We start from the raw sequence: 17,094 nt of genomic DNA, 5'->3' as shown, positions 1-17,094 counted from the left end.
TGCGCGATAGAGTCTGCATCATGGGTATGAGCCTTGAAGATCGGGTGCGATCGGCGGTGGCGGCGCTTCTGCACGCGGCCGGTGAGTCGCAGACCGAGCTGGCCGCCGCGCTGGGCGTGAGTCAGGCCCAGGTGAGTCGGCGTCAGTCGGGCACCGCCGCCTGGAGTCTGACCGACTGCGAGGCGGTCGCCGCGCACTACGGCATCGACGTCCTCGAACTTCTGGCGGGACCCACCCGGGCCACGGAGGCACTGCCTGCCGCGCGCCGCCGCGTTCCCGGCCGCCCGGCCGGCACTCAACGTCCTGCAGCCGTCGAAGGAGGCGTGTGATGACGGACTTCGGCGCGATCGACGCGCTGCTCGCCGGTGCCAGGAAGGAAGTGGCGCTGCCTTCGGTCGAGGAGCGCCGTGGCCTGCGCGAGGAGCTGAACGTCTCGCGCGCCCAGCTCGCACAGGCACTGGGGGTGAGCCCGTCCACGGTGGGCGGCTGGGAGTCCGGACGGGATCCGAGCGGCGAAGTGCGCGAGAAGTACGCGTACTTCCTCGAGGGAGCGAGGACGAAACTGGCCGCCGAGGCAACCAGCGCGGCCGAGGAGGTCCCGCTCCAGGAGCCGGAGGACGAGGCTCGCGCGGATGCCGAGCAGGCAGCCGGCCAGGACGACGACGTCGATGTGCTCACCACCCCCCAGCCGTGTGTGCTGTGCGGACAGCCCGCCCGCCACCAGGTCGCGGGCTTCCCCCAGCACCTGGACCCCGCCGAGTGCCACGCCGCCGCGCCGCCGGAGACGAACGAGCCCGCGGCGGCGGGGATGCCTGCCGCGCGCATGGAATCCTCGCGTGCACAATCCCCGGGCCGGCAGGAGCACGCGGGACGCGGTGTCCGCGTCGTACCTGTCGGCCGCCGCATGCAGACCACCCACGCCCCGGACCTCATCGGCTCCGCGGTCACGGCCGCGCTCGCCGAGCACTCCGGTGACGTGGAAGCGGCGACCAAGGCGCTGGTGAAGCGGGCGATCCCGGACGCGATGGCGCTGCTGGACCACACCCGCAAGGGCGGCCGCTACGACATCGTGGCGCACCCGTGGCTGCCCGAGGTCCTGCGCAAGCAGTCCGCCCGCGGCGCGGACCAGATCTGGGAGGCCCGCCCCAAGTGGGCGCGGCCCGAACTGCCCCCGGGCGTCCACGAGGTCACCGCGCTCGACGTCAACGGCGCCTATCTGAGCGCGCTCAAGACCCATCTGCCGCTCGGCCAGCTGGAGCACTCCACCGGCAACCACCACCACCCGCGCCGCGCCGGCGTCCACCTGATCACTCCGCCCGACTGGGACCACGACGCCCACCTGCCCAACCCGATCGGCAGCCGGGACGAGCCGGGACCGCTGTGGGTGACCGAACCGACGCTGCGCCTCCTGCTGCGGATCTCGGGGCCGAAGTACGGGCTGTGCGACCCGCCGGAGATCCACGAATCGTGGACCTCCGGGGCCACCGAAGGCCTGCTGGAGAAGTTCCGTGTCGCCCTCAAGGACGCCCGGGACCGGGCGATCGCCGAAGCCGACGACGTGACGCTGGAGTACGTCAAGGCGATGTACTCGAAGTTCGTCTCGACGCTGGGGGAGTCGAACTACAACCGGGAGCTGTACCGCACCGACTGGATGCACCTCATCCGCTCGCAGGCCTTCGCGAACCTGTGGTGGAAAGCTCACCGCGCCTACGACCAGGGCCTGATGGTGGTCCGCGCGATGGGCACCGACGAGCTGCACGTCATCGGCGACTGGCGCGCGGTCTTCCCGGAGGGCCGCGGTGTCACCGAGGTGAAGGTCAAGGAGGTCTACGCCGTGGACACCAAGCCTGCATGACGGTGACGGCGCAACCGCCCGACACGGATGCGTTCGGACTCCGCGGGCCAAAGCACAGTCCGGGTGTACGCCGCTCCCGGCGGCGTGACCATCAGTGAACTCCTCCCTCAGAAAGTCCGGTTGGCCTCGTTGACATCCCATTAGCTCAAGCGTTTCACTCGACACTCGTGGATGGCAACGTTGTCAGGTCGCGCCGAAAGCGCCCGACAACGTTATCTGCCGTCGGCGCTGCCTCGTAATCGGAGCGCCGGGACCTGAAGTGCGAAGCACGAACTGCTGCGGAGGCAACCGATGGTGAGACCCCGACGTTCAGCTGCGCCACGCGATCGAAAGAGACGTCGTCAGCGCCTGGCGACGGTCTGCGTGCTGGGCATGGTCGCCCTGCCGCTCACGGCAGTGGGCAGCGCCGATGCCGCGAGCACCGCGACGCCGGCCTTCGTGAAGGATCCCGCGTCCCTGGTCAACCCCCTGATCGGCACCTCCGGTGCCGTGGACACCTTCCCTGGTCCCGACATGCCGGCCGGCATGGTGCAGTGGGGCCCCGACACGACGCCCCACCGCCCCGACGGGGGCGGCTACGAGTACAACGACACCAAGATCTCAGGCTTCAGTCTCACCCACGTCTCGGGCCCCGGCTGCCCCGTGGCGGGCGACCTGCCCATCCTGCCGGTGACCGGCGTGCTGTCGGGCAGCCTCGGCGATACGTCCGTCGGCTTCAGCCACAGCGACGAGCAGGCGGGCATCGGCTCCTACAAGGTCACCGACGCGAACGGCGTCAAGACGGAGTTGACCGACACCACCCGCGCGGGCCTCGGCCGCTTCACCTTCCCCGCGGGCCAACAGGCGAACCTCCTGTTCAAGCTCAGCGGCGGCGCCACGCAGGTGGACGGCACCCGGGTCCAGGTGGTGAACGACCGGGAGATCAGCGGCGCGATCGACAGCGGTCACTTCTGCGGCGCCAAGAACAGATACACGCTGCACTTCGACATCCAGTTCGACCAGCCGTTCACTGAGAGCGGCACCTGGGTCGGCTCCACCATCAACCCCGACGCGACATCGCTGAAGGCGGGCAAGGTCCGGCAGACCCCGCAGACCTCCCCGTCGGCCCCGCTGAAGGAGAGGCACTTCACCGTCCCGGCGAAGCCGGCCCCCACCATCCACGGGAGCAGCGCCAAGGCCTCCGGCACGCCGTCCCCGGCACCGAGCGCCGGTACCGCACCCCGGTCGTCGGCCTCGACCCGGGCGGCCCAGCCCCCCACGACCGGCGCGAACGGCATGTACCTGACATTCGACACCTCCATCGACCCCACGGTGAGCGCGAAAGTCGGCATCTCGTACACGAACGACGCCAACGCGGCGGACAACCTCGCCACCGAGATCGACACCTGGGACCTGGGCGCCGTCGAGCAGGCCAACCATCAGGCCTGGAACGCGGTGCTCAACAAGCTCCAGATCGGCGGCGGCACCACCGACCAGCAGACGCAGTTCTACACCGCGCTCTACCACGCGCTGCTGCACCCGAACGTCTTCTCCGACGCCAATGGCCAGTACATGGGCATGGACAACCAGGTCCACAGGCTGGCCAAGGGCCAGCGGGCCCAGTACGCCAACTACTCGGGCTGGGACACCTACCGCTCCCAGACCCAGCTGATGGCGATGGTCGAGCCCAAGGTCGCCAGTGACGTCGTCACCTCGATGCTCAACGGCTACGACCAGACCGGCCTGCTGCCCAAGTGGGCCTCGAACAACGGCGAGAGCTATGTGATGGTCGGCGACCCGGCCGCCGGCATCATCACCGACGCGTACGCCTTCGGCGCGACCAACTTCGACACCGACAAGGCGCTCGCCGCTCTCCAGCACGAGGCCACCGTCCCCAACAACGACCGCCCGGGCGAGGCCGTACGGGACGCGAAGGGCTATCTTCCGCTGGACGAGAACGACTACGGCTGCTGCAACTTCTACGGCCCGGTCTCCACACAGCTGGAGTACGACTCCGCCGACTACGCGCTGGCCGCGTTCGCGAAGTCCCTGGGCAAGACGGACGTCTACCAGAAGTTCGCCACCCGGGCCCAGGACTGGATGAACGTCTTCAACCCGCAGACCGGCTACCTGCAGGCCAAGAACAAGGACGGCCAGTTCGCGGGCGGTTTCACCCCCGGCACCTCCAACGGCTTCGTGGAGGGCACCTCCGCCCAGTACACCCCCATGGTCCCGTTCAACCTGCAGCAGCTCATCCAGGCTCGCGGCGGAGCCAAGGCCTACTCGTCGTTCCTGGACGGCCTCCTCGACAACATCACCGACCCCGGCAACACCAACGCCGACCTGAGCAACGAGCCCAGCGTGGAGATCCCCTGGGAGTACGACTACACGGGCCAGCCGTGGAAGACCCAGGCGGCTGTCCGCGAAGCCCAGCAGAAGCTGTACTTCAACGCTCCGGTGGGCTCGTTCGGCAACGACGACCTCGGCGCGATGAGCTCCTGGTACGTCTGGTCCGAACTCGGCATGTACCCCGAGACCCCGGGCACGGACACCCTGGCGCTCGGCAGCCCGGCGTTCCCCGTGGCCCAGGCGACCCTCGCCGGAGGCAGGACGGTGCGGATCAACGCACCGCAGGCCGCGCCCGACGCGCCGTACGTGCAGTCGCTCGACGTCAAGGGCAAGGAATGGAAGACCTCCTGGCTGACGTACGGGCAGTTCAAGGGTGCGGGGAGCATCGACTTCACGCTCGCCACCCAGCCCAACACCTCCTGGGCGTCCGACCCGTCGGCGGCACCGCCGTCGGACACCACGGGCGGCAGCCGGGTGCTGGCCGCGACCGGCCCCTCCAGCGACGGCCTGGTGCTCCAGCCCGGCGCGGCCGGTGACGGCACCCTCGACCTGACCAACCTCGGCAGCAAGGCCGTCACGGTCGACTGGACGGCCACGGCGCCCTCCGCCGTCACGTTGGACACGACGTCCGGATCGCTGACCGTGCCCGCCTCGGGCAGCGCCGAGGCGAAGATCCACGTGACGGCCGGGACGAGCGAGGGGACCTACCCGGTCACCTTTGCGCTGAGCGACCACAGCACCGGCGCGACGCTGAGCGGCGCAAGCCTCCGTGTGGCCGTGGCCAAGGCCGGTGCGCTGTGGCCGTACAACACCAACGAGGGCATCTATCCCGACGGCGCCACCTTCTCGGGCGGCTTCGACAACGACGGCTGGGCGTTCTCGCAGAACGCGCTGTCGGCGGCGGGTGCCACGAGCGGCTCGACCGTCACGGTCGACGGCATCTCCTACACCTGGCCGACGGTGACATCCGGTCAGCTGGACAACCTGGAGATGGCCGGCCAGACGATCCCGATGCCGGCCGGTACCTCGGGTGCGTCGCTGGGCCTGCTCGGCGCGGCGACCAACGCGCCGAGCGACGGCATCTCGGGAACGGTGACCGTCACCTACACCGACGGCACCACCTCGAAGGCGACGGTCGGCTTCTCGGACTGGACACTGAACGGCGGGGCCGGCAAGCCGATTGCGGGGGATACGACGGCCGTCACGACGTCGTACCGCAACACCGCGAGCGGAGGGCGGGACAGCGTCAAGACCTACGCCTTCGCCACGAAGGTCCCGCTTGATGCGTCCAAGCAGGTGGCGTCGATCACGCTGCCGGTGACGGGTGCGACGGGCGCCGACCACCTGTTCGCCTACGGCTTCGGCCAGTAAGGGCCCTGACGGCACTCATGATGCAGGGCCGCTTCCCGGGCATCCGCCCGGGAAGCGGCCCTTTACGCTAGCCGCACGTCAGTGTCGGCGTAGCCCAGTCGCCGTGGTCGTTGCCGTTTCCGTCACCGGCGTCACCGACCTGGAGGTCGATCACTTGGGCACCGCTGACGTCGACGTCGACGGGCACCGCGGCCTGTTTGCCGTGGATCGTCGGAGTGCTCACCAAGGTCTTGCCGTCGGCGATCACGGAGAACGTGACCGTTCCCGCACCTCCTGTCTCGTCGTCGACGCCGACGTCCGCCGTCAACCGCGAGCAGTGTCCGGCGAGATAGAGCTGGACATCGCTGACCGAGTTGGTGCCCAGGCCCTTGGCGTAGCGGACCCCGTCGACGGTGATCGGACGGCCGTCCCCGGCCGCCTGTTCGCCGACGCTGCTGTCGCGCTCCACCGGGCCCCAGCCGTTGGTGGACGACAGGAACGGCAGATCGCTCACCGCGCTCTTGCCGGCCGGCGGGGCGGGCGGGATTCCGCCAACGATGCGCTCGTCATCGCCCACGGCCTGCCGTCCGCTCTGCTGGTAGTGCACCGTCGCCGTGAGCGCCGAGGCGGACGGCAGCGTCCCGGCCGGCGGCTGGACCTTCCAGGTGAAGGTGGCCGATCCGCCGGGCGGTACGCGCTTGACCGAGGCCGGGCTCGGGGAGCTCACGCTCCAGCCGTCGGGTGCGGAGAGCGAGGCCGTCAGCTGGGAGGCGGACGGCCGGTCCTTCGGCACCCGCACCGTGGCCTCGGCCGTGAAGGCCTGGCCCGGCTGAGCGGTGTCCGGCACGTCCAGGGCGACATCCGCCCCCGGACGCTCGGGCATGGCGTACTTCTTGGGGTCGTAACGGGGGCTGTCGTTCTGCGCCACGCGCAGGGACGAGGCGTAGCTGCCGTAGTCGGTGAGCGAGACCTTGCCCAGCCCGCCGGTGCTGCCGTCCAGGTTCCACACGGCGATGGCGATGCTGTTGCGGCCGGTCGGGTTGAGGATCCCGTTGGGAACCGGGAAAGTGTGCTGCGGGCCGAGGTAGTTGACGTAGTTGCCGACCTGCCAGCCGTTCACGAAGATCGTGGCGCGGTACTTGCGGGACGGGTCGTCGGTGAACGTCAGCCCGAGCGAGGTGTCCTGCCCGCGCGGTAGGTCCAGTGTCGCGTCGGTCCGGTACCAGGAGACCCCGGGACGGGTGTCGGTCGTCGGCAGGGACACCCGGTTCCACTTGTCGTCCGGGTAGCCGGGCAGGGACCAGCCGGCGCGCTCGCCGTACAGGCCGCCCGTCGAGAGCGGGCCGCGCACGGTGTCCTGCAGGTCTTCGCCGCCTCGTACGCCCTGCAGCCGCCAGGTGACGGAGGTCAGCGGCGCCCCGACGAGGGAGGCGCTGGTCAGTCCGCGCGCGGTCTTGTTGCCGTTGGACGAGTTGTAGTCCTCCTCGTGTCCCATGTTCACGGTGAGCACGGAGATGACGTTGTCGCCCTTCGACTTCACCGAACCGGCGGGGAAGGTGAAGTCGGCGCTGCCTGTGGTGGAGCTGCTCAGGAAGGTGCCGTTCAGCCAGGCGGAGAAGGCCTGCGCGTCTCCGCCGGAGTCCGAGACCAGGTGGATGCCGGTCTCCTTGCCGGTCGCGTGGAAGCGGCCGCGGTACCAGGTGTTTCCGGTGTGGAAGCCGTAGTCGTCCGCGTAGAGCACCGGCAGCGAGTTGACGCCGGAGACGCTGTTGGTGGTGGTCTTGTCGGCCACCTGCCAACTGGTGTCGTCGAAGGCGGCGGCCGCTTCGGGGGACTCGTCGGCGTGCTTCCAGCTCGTCAGGGCCGGCAGGTGTACCGGTGCGGCCACGGGAATCGTCCCGGTGCGGCTGCCCGTGCCGGTGGCCTGGGTCTTCAGTGTCCCGCCGTTCCAGGTGACGTGGTCGGCAGCGGTGAACACCTCGATGTTCTTGTCGTCGGCGTTGTCGCCGGTGAGCGCCAGGGTGCGCCCGCCGTCCAGGCTGGTGGCCGTGCGCAGCAGGTGGGTGCCGCGGACGAGGACCGGGCCGGTCGCCGTGTCCTGACGCCAGAAGGTGTGGGCGGTGGCCTTGTCGCCGACGAGCAGCAGGAGCGGGGGCTGTCCGCCGCCGCTGATGCTGATGCGGAGCAGCCCTTTGTGCGTGTAGTTCAGCCGCAGGTCACCGGTGTCCTTGTCCCAGGTGGTGGTGGCCGTGCCGCCGCTGGTGGTCACGGTGGGCTCGGAGGAGTAGCGCAGCACGGTCTCTCCGTCGCTGCCCGGGTCGCCGTAGAGCACGGCGACATCCCGGTTCCCGATGGCCGCGCTGGTCATGATCTCCGAGGTCGAGTACTGCAACTGCGCGTCGCCGAGCCGGTAGTTGGCCGTGATCACATGGGAGTCGCGCCCGTCGAGGGTGATCGCGGTGCCCGGCTGCTGGGGCACGACCGGGTAGGTCGGTTCCGCGGCGGCGGTACCCGTCGGCACGTCGATGGCGTCGATGGCCACGTAGTTGTCCGTGGATCCCGAGCTGTGGTTCCCGGCGACGACGATCTTCAGCGTGTGCGACCCTGCGGTCAGGCCGGTCTTCTGGAAGATGACCGCCTGGCTCTCGCCGCCGGAGTCGTCGACCGTCGCCACCTTGGTGCCGTCGAGATAGACGTCGGCGTTGCCGTGGTTGTTGGTCTTCGAGCCGATCCAGCGGATCGCGGTGCCGTCGAAGGGGACGGTGAGCGAGTCGCCGGCCTTGTTGGAGAACGACTCCGTGTGCTTGTAGTCGCCCCCGGTATAGCTCTGGTTGGCCACGTGCGACCACGAACCGCTGTACTGCAGCGCGGAGTCGGGATCGTCCCAGGTGTAGGTGGTGTCCGCGGAGGGCTGGGCGTTGAAGTCCAGTGAGATGTGGGTCTTGTCGACCGCCGTGGACGTCGAGCTGCCGTGCCGCAGGACGTGGAACTGCGTCTTGGTGTCGGGGTTCATCCGGGCCGTGTCGACGACCGCGGAGTCGTCCGGGGGTGTGGCCCTGATCGCCTCGGTCTTGGTCAGCGGGGCGACCGACTGCGTGAAGTACCCGATGAGCTTGTCCTCGTAGTACTTCGGATCGAGCTGGCGGTTCTCGCGGATCGCGGCGCCGTAGTCGTAGGACGTGTAGTTCTCCGGCATGCCCAGCCAGCCCCAGTTGGTGCCGCCGTAGGTCATGTAGAAGCTCTGGGCGGTCGCGCCGACGGCTATGTTCTGCTTGTAGAACACGTTGGCGAACTGGTCGTTGATCAGCTGGGCGCACTTGTCGTAGCCCGGCCCGCCCCAGGGGTCGAAGGCGCCGCCCTGGAACTCGGGCGAGTACAGCGGCTTGCCGTCCGGATGGTCGTAACTGATGTCGGGGACGCCGTTCCACTTCGAGGGATTGGAGCAGTTGAATCCCTGCGGGTACGAGTCCGGGCCGTCGACGTCCAGGGCTCCCGCACCGGAGTTGAAGGTGCCGTTGTTGTTGCCGGTCAGCGGAACGGTGATGCCGTCGGCGCGGGCCTTGTCCTCCAGGTGCTGCATGTAGGAGCGGCCGGCGGCCGAGCCGTTGTAGTACTCGTTCTCGACCTGGTAGGCGATGACCGACCCGGTGCCGTTGGTGAGTTGATGCCGGGCGATGATCCGGTCGATCTGCGTCAGCCACTCGTCCGCGTACTTCAGGAACTGAGGGTCGTCACTGCGGTTGTGTCCGGCCTTGGTGGTCATCCAGCCGGGCAGCCCGCCGCTGTCGACCTCCGCGTTGATGTACGGCGCCGGGCGAGCGATCACGTAGAGCCCGGCATCCTGCGCCATGTCGAGCAGCTTGTCGACGTCACGCACCCCACTGAAGTCGTACACACCCGGCTTCGGGGAGTGGTATCCCCAGTCGAAGTACAGCGAGGTGGAATTGAATCCGGCGGCCTTCATCTTCTGGAAGATGTCGCGCCACAGATCCGGACTCGGGAGCCGGAAGTAGTGGAACTCGCCGGACCAGAGATAGGTGCGCTTGCCGTCGACCAGGAACGAATAGCCGTCGAGTTTCACCGTGTGCGTCGGTGGACTTGCGGCAGGTGCGGCGGCGGGGGCCCGGCCACCCCTGTCCTGCGCCGCCGCGGGGGCGGTCATGCCCGCTGCCAGGGCGATGGTCGCGGCCGTCGCAAGGACCGCCCTCCACCACCGACCGCGGCCGGGTCTCGCAGCCTCTGAACCGAACCGATCACTTCGCACTGCGGCCTCCATACCGCCTGAGCGATCAGCATCAAACAGACTCAGGCAAAGTCGAACAGTAGAGCCACGCAAGACGCAACACAATGGGGCGGGAGCACACGGTTGCGATGGCAGTGACGGCTGAAATTCGCAGCGCCTGACCGGTACTGACGACCCGTCATGGGATGCCACCAGGAAGCCGCCGGGACAGGGGCGAAGGGTGCGTACCTGTGGTGACGGCGAGGCGGACGCCCATGAACGACAGGGCGGCGCCTGGGACCGCCACGCGGGCGAAGGGGCCGCTCCCTTCGGCGGTGCCCTGTTGGACAGTCCGATCACTGGACTGACTCCCCGTCAGTCCGGCGCGCCCTCCGCCGCGTTGCGGCACAGGAGTGCCGGGGTCCCGGGTCTGCGTGAAACGCCGTTGTCAGTGCCTCCCCATAGAGTGAAAACATCAATCGGGGCAGCTCGGAGGGGGAGCAGAAGCATGTCCGCAAACAAGATCCAGCACAAGGTGAACCACGTCGCGCTGGTGGTGGACTGTTCGGGTTCCATGCGTCCGCACGAGAGTCAACTCATCCGCGTCGTGGACGAGTTCGTGGCGGGACTGAAAGCCGAATCGGACAGCCTCGGCCACGAGACCCGGATCAGCCTTTACTCCTTCGATCACAAGGTGGAGAACCTGGTCTGGGACATGGACGTGAAGCATCTGCCGTCCATGCGGGGGTTGTACCGCGTCAACAATGGCGCTACGGCTCTCATTGAGGCTTCGCTCAAGTCCCTGGACGACCTGGGTCATATCTGGGAGGAATACGGCGAACACAGCTTCCTCCAGATCGTGGTGACGGACGGCGAGGAGAACGCCTCCGGGGGCGACAGGCGGCACGACGGCGACATGACCATTCTCGGCCCCTGGCTCGACAAAATCACGGCGAAGATGGGCGGGCTCCCAGGCCACTGGACGTCCGCGATCCTCGTTCCGAACTCCCTGGCCAAGCGGACCGCCCAGAACTACGGTTTCCCGGCCGGGAACATCGCCATCTGGGACGCGGATTCCCAGAAGGGTGTCGAGGAGGCGATCGGAACCGTGCGCGCCGCCGCCACCAGTTTCCTTCGGGGGCGAGAGCAAGGTGTGCGCGGCACGAAGAACCTGTTCGCCGTGGGCCAGGACATATCACTGGACGAGGTCCGGGCGAACCTCGAACCGATTCCGGCGAACAAATACCGGCTCCTTAAGGTCGACCAGGAGGTCGAGATCCGCCCGTTCGTCAACTCGCATCCAGGTGTGTCGTACGAACGCGGTTCGTGTTACTACCAGTTGGGCGCCCGGGCTCAAGTTCAGCTGAACAAGGAAGTCATCGTGGTCGAGAAGGACACCGACCGCGCCTATACGGGCGAGGCGGCGCGCAGCCTGCTGTTCGGCACGGATATCCAGGGGACCGTGTCCGTGAAGGCGGGGAACAATCCCAAGCTGGAGGTGTATGTGCAGAGCCGTTCGGTGAACAGGAAGCTCAAGCCCAAGACACGTCTGCTCATCATGCTCTGAAGCCGCGCGGGTAGGAACCTGGGGTCCGAAGGCAAGTACGCCTTTGGACCCCGGGTTCGGAGGCTTCCGGGGCTGCTGCGTGATCCGCTGTCTTCCGGATGGCGGGGATCAGGTCTGCGAGCTGTTCCAGTTGGTCGCGCTGGGAGTGCAGGTCCAGCGCGCCGAGTCGGGCGACGATGTGCCGGACGCCGGCCGCGACGTATTGACCCAGGCGCTCGAGCACGTGGTGCGCGGAGCCGGTGACAACGGCCTGGATCCTCTCCAACTCGTTGAGCGGCATGCCGTATGTGGCTCGTGCGTAGGCGTCCAGTGCTCGACGGCCCTTCTCGGTGTGGTCATCCATCCATATGGAGACGAACAACGCGGGGGTGATGTCCCCGGCTGCGCGTCCGGCGTCGGCGGCTGCTTGGCGGACATGGCGAAGACCGGATGCATAGTCGGCGGGATCGGGCGGGTAGGGCAGCCAGCCGTCGTACATCCGTCCGGTGCGGGACAGTGCTGCGGGTGTCGCGCCGCCGAGCCAGAGGGGCGGGCCACCGGCCTGGGACGGTCTGGTCGTGGGTGGGATGTCATCGAACCGGAGGATCTCGCCGTGGAAGGAGTCGGCGCCGTCCCACAGGGCCCGCCACAGCGCGACAGTCTCGTCCAGGCGGGCGAAGCGCCTTTCCCACGGCAGTTCGGACAGCGTGTAGAGGGGCCGTCCGAAGCGGCCGGGGAAGCCTGCGCCGACGGTCACGGTAAGCCGGCCACCGGACAGTACGTCGATCGATCCAAGAGACTGCGCGGCCTGGATCGGCCGCCGCAGGAACGGCATCAGCGCAGCCGTACCCAGCGTCACGGTCTCGGTCGTGGGGGCGAGCGCGGCCAACATCGTGAGCGCCTCGATGCGCGGGCTGATCAGGGAGTCGTTGACGAAGAGCGAGGAGAAGCCCAGGCGTTCGGCCTGGCGGCCGAAGGCGATGAGCTCGCGAGGGTCGTCGGCCGGGCCCCACTGGGCGGTTCCGGTCGGAAGCAGTACGCCGATGTCCATGGCGGCGATGTTCGGCGACCGGGGTGAGAGGCGACAATTCCCTGCGGGGAATGGTCAGGGACCCGTCGTCGCCGTTACAACTGGCCCGTGGACTTCCCCCGTGCGCTTCGTGAATGTCGTACCCGCCGTCATCTCAGCCAACTCGACCTGGCGCTTCGGGCGGGCACCACGCAGCGTCATCTCAGTTTCATCGAATCGGGCAGGTCCGTCCCCGGCCGGAAAATGGTCGTACGTCTGGCCGAGTCGCTGGAACTGCCCCTGCGGGAGCGCAACGAGCTGTTGCTGGCCGCTGGGTACGCGCCCGCGTACCCGGAGAGCGCACTCGACGATCCGGTGCTGGCTCCGGTGCGCACGGCGATCGATCACATCCTGCGGGGGCATCTGCCGTATCCGGCGCTGGTGGTGGACCGCGGCGGTGACATGATCGCCGCGAACAGCGCATTCGATCGGATCACCGAGGGGGTTTGCCCCGAGCTGGTCGGCCCGGGCACGAACATCTACCGCCTCGCGCTGCACCCCGACGGCCTCGCTCCCCGCATCGGCAATCTCGCCGAGTGGGCGCGCCACATCCTTGCCCGCCTCGGCCACCTGGAGGAGCTGCGCGTCGAACTCGCCGCGTACGTTCCTGATCTGGATCCGTCCGCCGGGCTGCTGGGTTTCGCAGTTCCGCTCCATCTGCGGTCTTCGTACGGTGAGCTGCACCTGATCACGACCGTGACCACTTTTGCCACCGCCGTCGACGTCACCCTTGCCGAGCTGAAGCTCGAGGCGTTTCTGCCCGCCGACGCGGCGACGGCCGAGGCACTCTCGGCGGCCGCAGGGGGCGCCGCTGCTGCGGATCGGGCCCCCGGGAACAAGTGACAGCGCTCAGCGGCCCCGGGCCTTCCTCGTAGTCCAGGCTCGGCCGGTGGGACTCGGGGCTTCTTCGCCCAGCCGCGGCCAGGCTTCGTCCCGGTCAGGCTCCTGCCTGCCGGGCGTCGGGGCGTCGGTCGCGGCGGCCTTGTTCGGCACATCAGGTCTGATGCGCGGCTTGCCGACCGTCATGGCCGACTCGGGACCGGGTGTTCGGCGTCAGACGATCCGGGCCGCGGCGGCGTCGCGGAGGAGTTCGGCGAAGGTCAGGGCTGCGGGGGTGGGGGAGTGGTCGGCCATGCGGACCAGGAGGATGCGGCGGATGGGGGCCGGCGGCTGGAGGGGCAGGACGTGGACGCCGGGTCGGATGCCCTCCAGGGCCAGGGTGGGGGCGAGGGCGACGCCGATGCCCGCGGCCACCATGGCCTGGGCTTCCTGGTAGTCGTGGGCCTCGTAGGCGATGTGCGGCTCGAAGCCGACGGCGCGGCAGCCGCGGACGAGGGCTTCGGCCACCGGGTGATGGTCGGCGCGGGTGATCCAGGGGTCGTCGGAGAAGTCGGCGAGTGAGGCGGCGTCGCGGCCGGCGAGTGGATGGTCGTCGCTGACGAGAAGGGCCGGCGGGTCATCGAGGAGTGGGGTGACGACGATGTCCTCCCGGTCGATTCGGCTCCAGTCGTAGTCCCACATCAGCGACATCTCGATCTCCCGGTTCTCCAGCATCGTCCAGAGTCCGGCGATGCGGGCGCTGCGGACGGTCAGCCGTACGTCGGGGTGGGCGTCCCGGAAGGCGATCACGGCCTGCGGGAGGAGCGAGGCGCCGACGGTGGGGAAGGTGCCGATGCGCAGGGTGCCTGCGCGCAGGCCCGCATAGTCGGCGAGTTCGTTCTCCGCGGCTTGCAGTTCGCGTTCGATCCGTTGCCCTCTTTCGGCCAGCGCCCGTCCGGCGTCGGTGAGGGTGACACCTCGGGCGTGTCGTTCCAGCAGGGGCTGGCCTGCCTCCGTTTCCAGGCGGCTGATCTGCTGCGACACCGCTGACGGTGTGTAGTTGAGGGCGCGGGCCGTCGCGGTCACCGAGCCGCGCCGGGCGACCTCCGTGAACAGCAGGATGCGCCGGACATCGAGCATGTCGTCACCTCCAGCGTTCACTTCAGCTTAATAGCCATGCAGATTTCCGAGATTGTACTTCACGCTGGCGTAACCCACCGTGGAGGACACCACGCACGGCGAGGCCGTCGGTGGACTTCCCTTTCCACGTCTGTGAGGAGTCGGTTGTGCTGCGTCTGCAGGGCGAGATGATCCGCGGAGGAACCAGCAAGTGCTGGATCTTCGACCACCGCGACGTGGTCGCCACGGGCGTGGACGTCGATGCCGTGCTGCTCGCCGCCTTCAACGCCGCCGACCCCCGCCAGATCGACGGCGTGGGCGGCGCCTCCTCCACCACCTCCAAGGCCGCCGTCGTACAGGCGTCGAACCGGCCCGGCGTGGACGTCGAGTACGCCTTCGCACAGGTCGGGATCGGCGACGAGCGCGTGGAGTGGGCCAGCAACTGCGGCAACTGCGCCACCGCCGTGGCGCTGTACGCCGTCCACCACGATCTCGTGCCGATCGCGCCGGACAGCACCACCGTCCGCATGCTCAATGTCAACACCGGGGCCCGCCTCACGGGCACCATCCCGACCCCTGCGGGCGTGGCCCCGGAGCAGGGCACGGCCAGGGTGCCGGGTACCTCGGCACCGGGCGTACCGGTCCTGCTCGGTTTCCAGGACCCGGCGGGCTCGACGACCGGACGTGCCCTGCCGACCGGCCGGGCACTGGACGAACTGACCGGCCCGGACGGCCCCGTTGAGGCGTCCCTCGTGGACGCAGGCGCGCCGGCCGCGCTGTTCGAGGCCAAGGCGTTCGGCCTGGACGGCACCGAATCCCTCACCGCGTTCGCCACCGCCGTACCCGCTCTGACCCTGTTGCGCCGCCAGGCAGCGCTGGCCATGGGCCTGGCCCACGAGGGTGACCCGGTCAGTCATGCGGTGCCGAAGGTGGGCATCGTCGCCCGGCCCGCCCCCTACCGCACGACACAGGGAATACTCGTCAACCAGGACGAGTACGACCTGGCCGTGCGCATGGTCTCCATGCACGCGCCGCACCCGGCGATCGGCCTGACCTCCGCCGTGGCTCTGGCCACGGCCGCCGCCACCCCCGGCACCCTCGCCCACCGCGTCGCCCGGCAGACCGCCGACGGCACGCTGCGTCTGGGCACCCCCGCCGGCGTGGTCACCACCCGAGCCGTCCCCGCACCGGATGGCCTGTCCCCCACGGTGCTGCTGCACCGCGCCGCCCGCCGTATCGCCCGAGCCGAACTCCTCGTTCCCGTCCTGGAAGGACGCCCCGCATGAGCCGCAACGACGCTGCCCCGGGTACCGTCACCGCACCACCCGGCCGCATCCGCCGCATGCTGTCCCACCTCTACGTCCAGTGCCTGATCGGCGTCCTCCTCGGCGCCGCCGTGGGCGGGCTGTGGCCGTCGCTCGGCGCTGACCTCAAGCCGCTCGGTGACGGCTTCATCGCGCTGGTGAAGATGCTCATCGCGCCCATCATCTTCTGTACGGTCGTCCACGGCATCGCCTCCATGGGCAACGCCCGCGCGGTCGGCCGCGTGAGTCTGAAGGCTCTGGTCTACTTCGAGGTGCTGACCACCGTCGCCATGGTGACCGGCCTGGTCGTCGTCAACATCGTCAAGCCGGGCAGCGGTCTGCACATCGACCTCTCGACCCTGTCCGCCAAGGGGCTGCCACCCGAGGCGACCGCGGCCCACGAGGGCTTCGCCGAGTTCGTCCTCGCTATCATCCCTGCCACCCTGGTCGGCGCCCTGACCGGCAATGAGATCCTGCCGGTGCTGCTGGTGTCCGTACTGTTCGGCTTCGGGCTGCACGCCAGTGGCGAGGCCGGCCTGGGCATCGCCCGGGGCATCGAGAAGTTCTCCACGGTCCTGTTCACCCTCATCCGCTGGATCATGCGGCTCGCCCCCGTCGGCGCGTTCGGTTCCATGGCCTTCACCATCGGCAACTACGGTCTGGGCACCCTGCGCCATCTGGCCCTGCTGGTCGGCTCGTTCTGGCTGACCGCGCTCTTCTTCGTCCTGGTGGTCCTCGGGACGGTGATGCGCCTGAACGGACTGCGGCTCCTGCCCTTCCTGCGCTACATCAAGGAAGAGCTGCTGATCGTCCTGGGCACCTCCTCCACCGAGCCCGTCCTGCCGCGCATGATGGCCAAGCTCCAGCACGTGGGCGCCTCGAAACCGGTCGTCGGCATCACGCTGCCCGCCGGATACTCCTTCAACCTCGACGGCACCGCCATCTACCTGACCATGGGCTCGGTCTTCCTCGCCCAGGCCCTCGGCATCGACCTCAGCCTCACCCAGCAGCTGACCATGCTCGCCGTCATGCTGCTCATCTCCAAGGGCGCCGCGGGCGTCACCGGCTCCGGCTTCATCGCCCTGGCCGCCACCCTCAGCGCCGTCCCGCACGTCCCGGTAGCCGCCCTCGCGCTGATCTTCGGCATCGACCGGTTCATGTCCGAAGCCCGCGCCCTGACCAGCCTGGTCGGCAACGGCGTCGCCACCCTGGCCGTCGCCCGCTGGGAGGGCGAGCTCGACGAGGACCGCGCCAAGGCCGTCCTGCGCGGCGAGATCCCGTATACCCCTGCCCCCGCGCCTTCTGCGGTGCCCGCCGAGCCCGGGGCGAAGGAGACGCCCGCACCCACCCGCGACCCCGTCCCCGCCGCAAGCTGACGCCGCGTGGGAGGGCCGGTCCGGAACAGATGTTCCGGACCGGCCCTCCCACGTCTCCACCAGTGGAACCGGAACGGGCTGGGGCACCGGGCCTCGCCCGGGCGGG

Annotated in this window: 10 protein-coding genes; 7 read left to right on the top strand and 3 right to left on the bottom strand. The window is 69.0% G+C overall.

Features of this window, described 5'->3' with window-relative positions; translation table 11 throughout:
• Positions 1 to 20: 20 nt before the first annotated feature.
• From ACFY1U_RS45640 to ACFY1U_RS45630, 3 genes are all read left to right on the top strand, one after another.
• A complete protein-coding gene (locus tag ACFY1U_RS45640; protein ID WP_390699985.1) occupies positions 21 to 329 on the top strand; it encodes a helix-turn-helix domain-containing protein in 309 nt (102 codons plus the stop codon).
• Entirely contained in the window at positions 329 to 1,855 is a 1,527-nt protein-coding gene (locus ACFY1U_RS45635; RefSeq protein ID WP_390699984.1) for a helix-turn-helix domain-containing protein, read from the top strand. Before ACFY1U_RS45640 ends, ACFY1U_RS45635 begins: the two co-directional genes overlap by 1 nt.
• A 372-nt stretch (positions 1,856 to 2,227) precedes the next feature.
• A complete protein-coding gene (locus ACFY1U_RS45630) occupies positions 2,228 to 5,554 on the top strand; it encodes a lectin (protein ID WP_390699983.1) in 3,327 nt (1,108 codons plus the stop codon).
• A 67-nt stretch (positions 5,555 to 5,621) separates the two neighbouring features.
• Here ACFY1U_RS45630 and ACFY1U_RS45625 read toward each other — a convergent pair whose 3' ends face one another.
• Positions 5,622 to 9,695, bottom strand: coding sequence for a beta-galactosidase (locus ACFY1U_RS45625; protein WP_390699982.1), 4,074 nt, complete (start codon positions 9,693 to 9,695; stop codon positions 5,622 to 5,624).
• Positions 9,696 to 10,263: 568 nt separating this feature from the next.
• Here ACFY1U_RS45625 and ACFY1U_RS45620 point away from each other — a divergent pair.
• Entirely contained in the window at positions 10,264 to 11,322 is a 1,059-nt protein-coding gene (locus ACFY1U_RS45620; protein ID WP_390699981.1) for a VWA domain-containing protein, read from the top strand.
• On the opposite strand, the gene ACFY1U_RS45615 is transcribed toward ACFY1U_RS45620, so the two are convergent.
• On the bottom strand, positions 11,312 to 12,352 hold the full coding sequence (locus ACFY1U_RS45615) for an LLM class flavin-dependent oxidoreductase (RefSeq protein ID WP_390699980.1): 1,041 nt from the start codon (positions 12,350 to 12,352) through the stop codon (positions 11,312 to 11,314). The genes ACFY1U_RS45620 and ACFY1U_RS45615 overlap by 11 nt on opposite strands.
• Before the next feature lie 87 nt (positions 12,353 to 12,439).
• Between ACFY1U_RS45615 and ACFY1U_RS45610 the strand changes: the two genes are divergently transcribed.
• On the top strand, positions 12,440 to 13,213 hold the full coding sequence (locus ACFY1U_RS45610; RefSeq protein ID WP_390699979.1) for a helix-turn-helix domain-containing protein: 774 nt from the start codon (positions 12,440 to 12,442) through the stop codon (positions 13,211 to 13,213).
• A gap of 210 nt (positions 13,214 to 13,423) precedes the next feature.
• Here ACFY1U_RS45610 and ACFY1U_RS45605 read toward each other — a convergent pair whose 3' ends face one another.
• A complete protein-coding gene (locus ACFY1U_RS45605; RefSeq protein WP_390699978.1) occupies positions 13,424 to 14,329 on the bottom strand; it encodes a LysR family transcriptional regulator in 906 nt (301 codons plus the stop codon).
• A gap of 146 nt (positions 14,330 to 14,475) precedes the next feature.
• Between ACFY1U_RS45605 and ACFY1U_RS45600 the strand changes: the two genes are divergently transcribed.
• Entirely contained in the window at positions 14,476 to 15,594 is a 1,119-nt protein-coding gene (locus tag ACFY1U_RS45600) for a PrpF domain-containing protein (protein WP_390699977.1), read from the top strand.
• Positions 15,591 to 16,988 (top strand): C4-dicarboxylate transporter DctA, encoded by a 1,398-nt coding sequence (gene dctA / locus ACFY1U_RS45595; RefSeq protein WP_390699976.1) that lies wholly within the window; start codon positions 15,591 to 15,593, stop codon positions 16,986 to 16,988. Before ACFY1U_RS45600 ends, dctA begins: the two co-directional genes overlap by 4 nt.
• Positions 16,989 to 17,094: the final 106 nt, after the last annotated feature.

The organism is Streptomyces sp. NPDC001351 (assembly GCF_042896045.1).
GTDB lineage: Bacteria > Actinomycetota > Actinomycetes > Streptomycetales > Streptomycetaceae > Streptomyces.
This window is presented reverse-complemented; position numbering and strand designations above follow the sequence as displayed.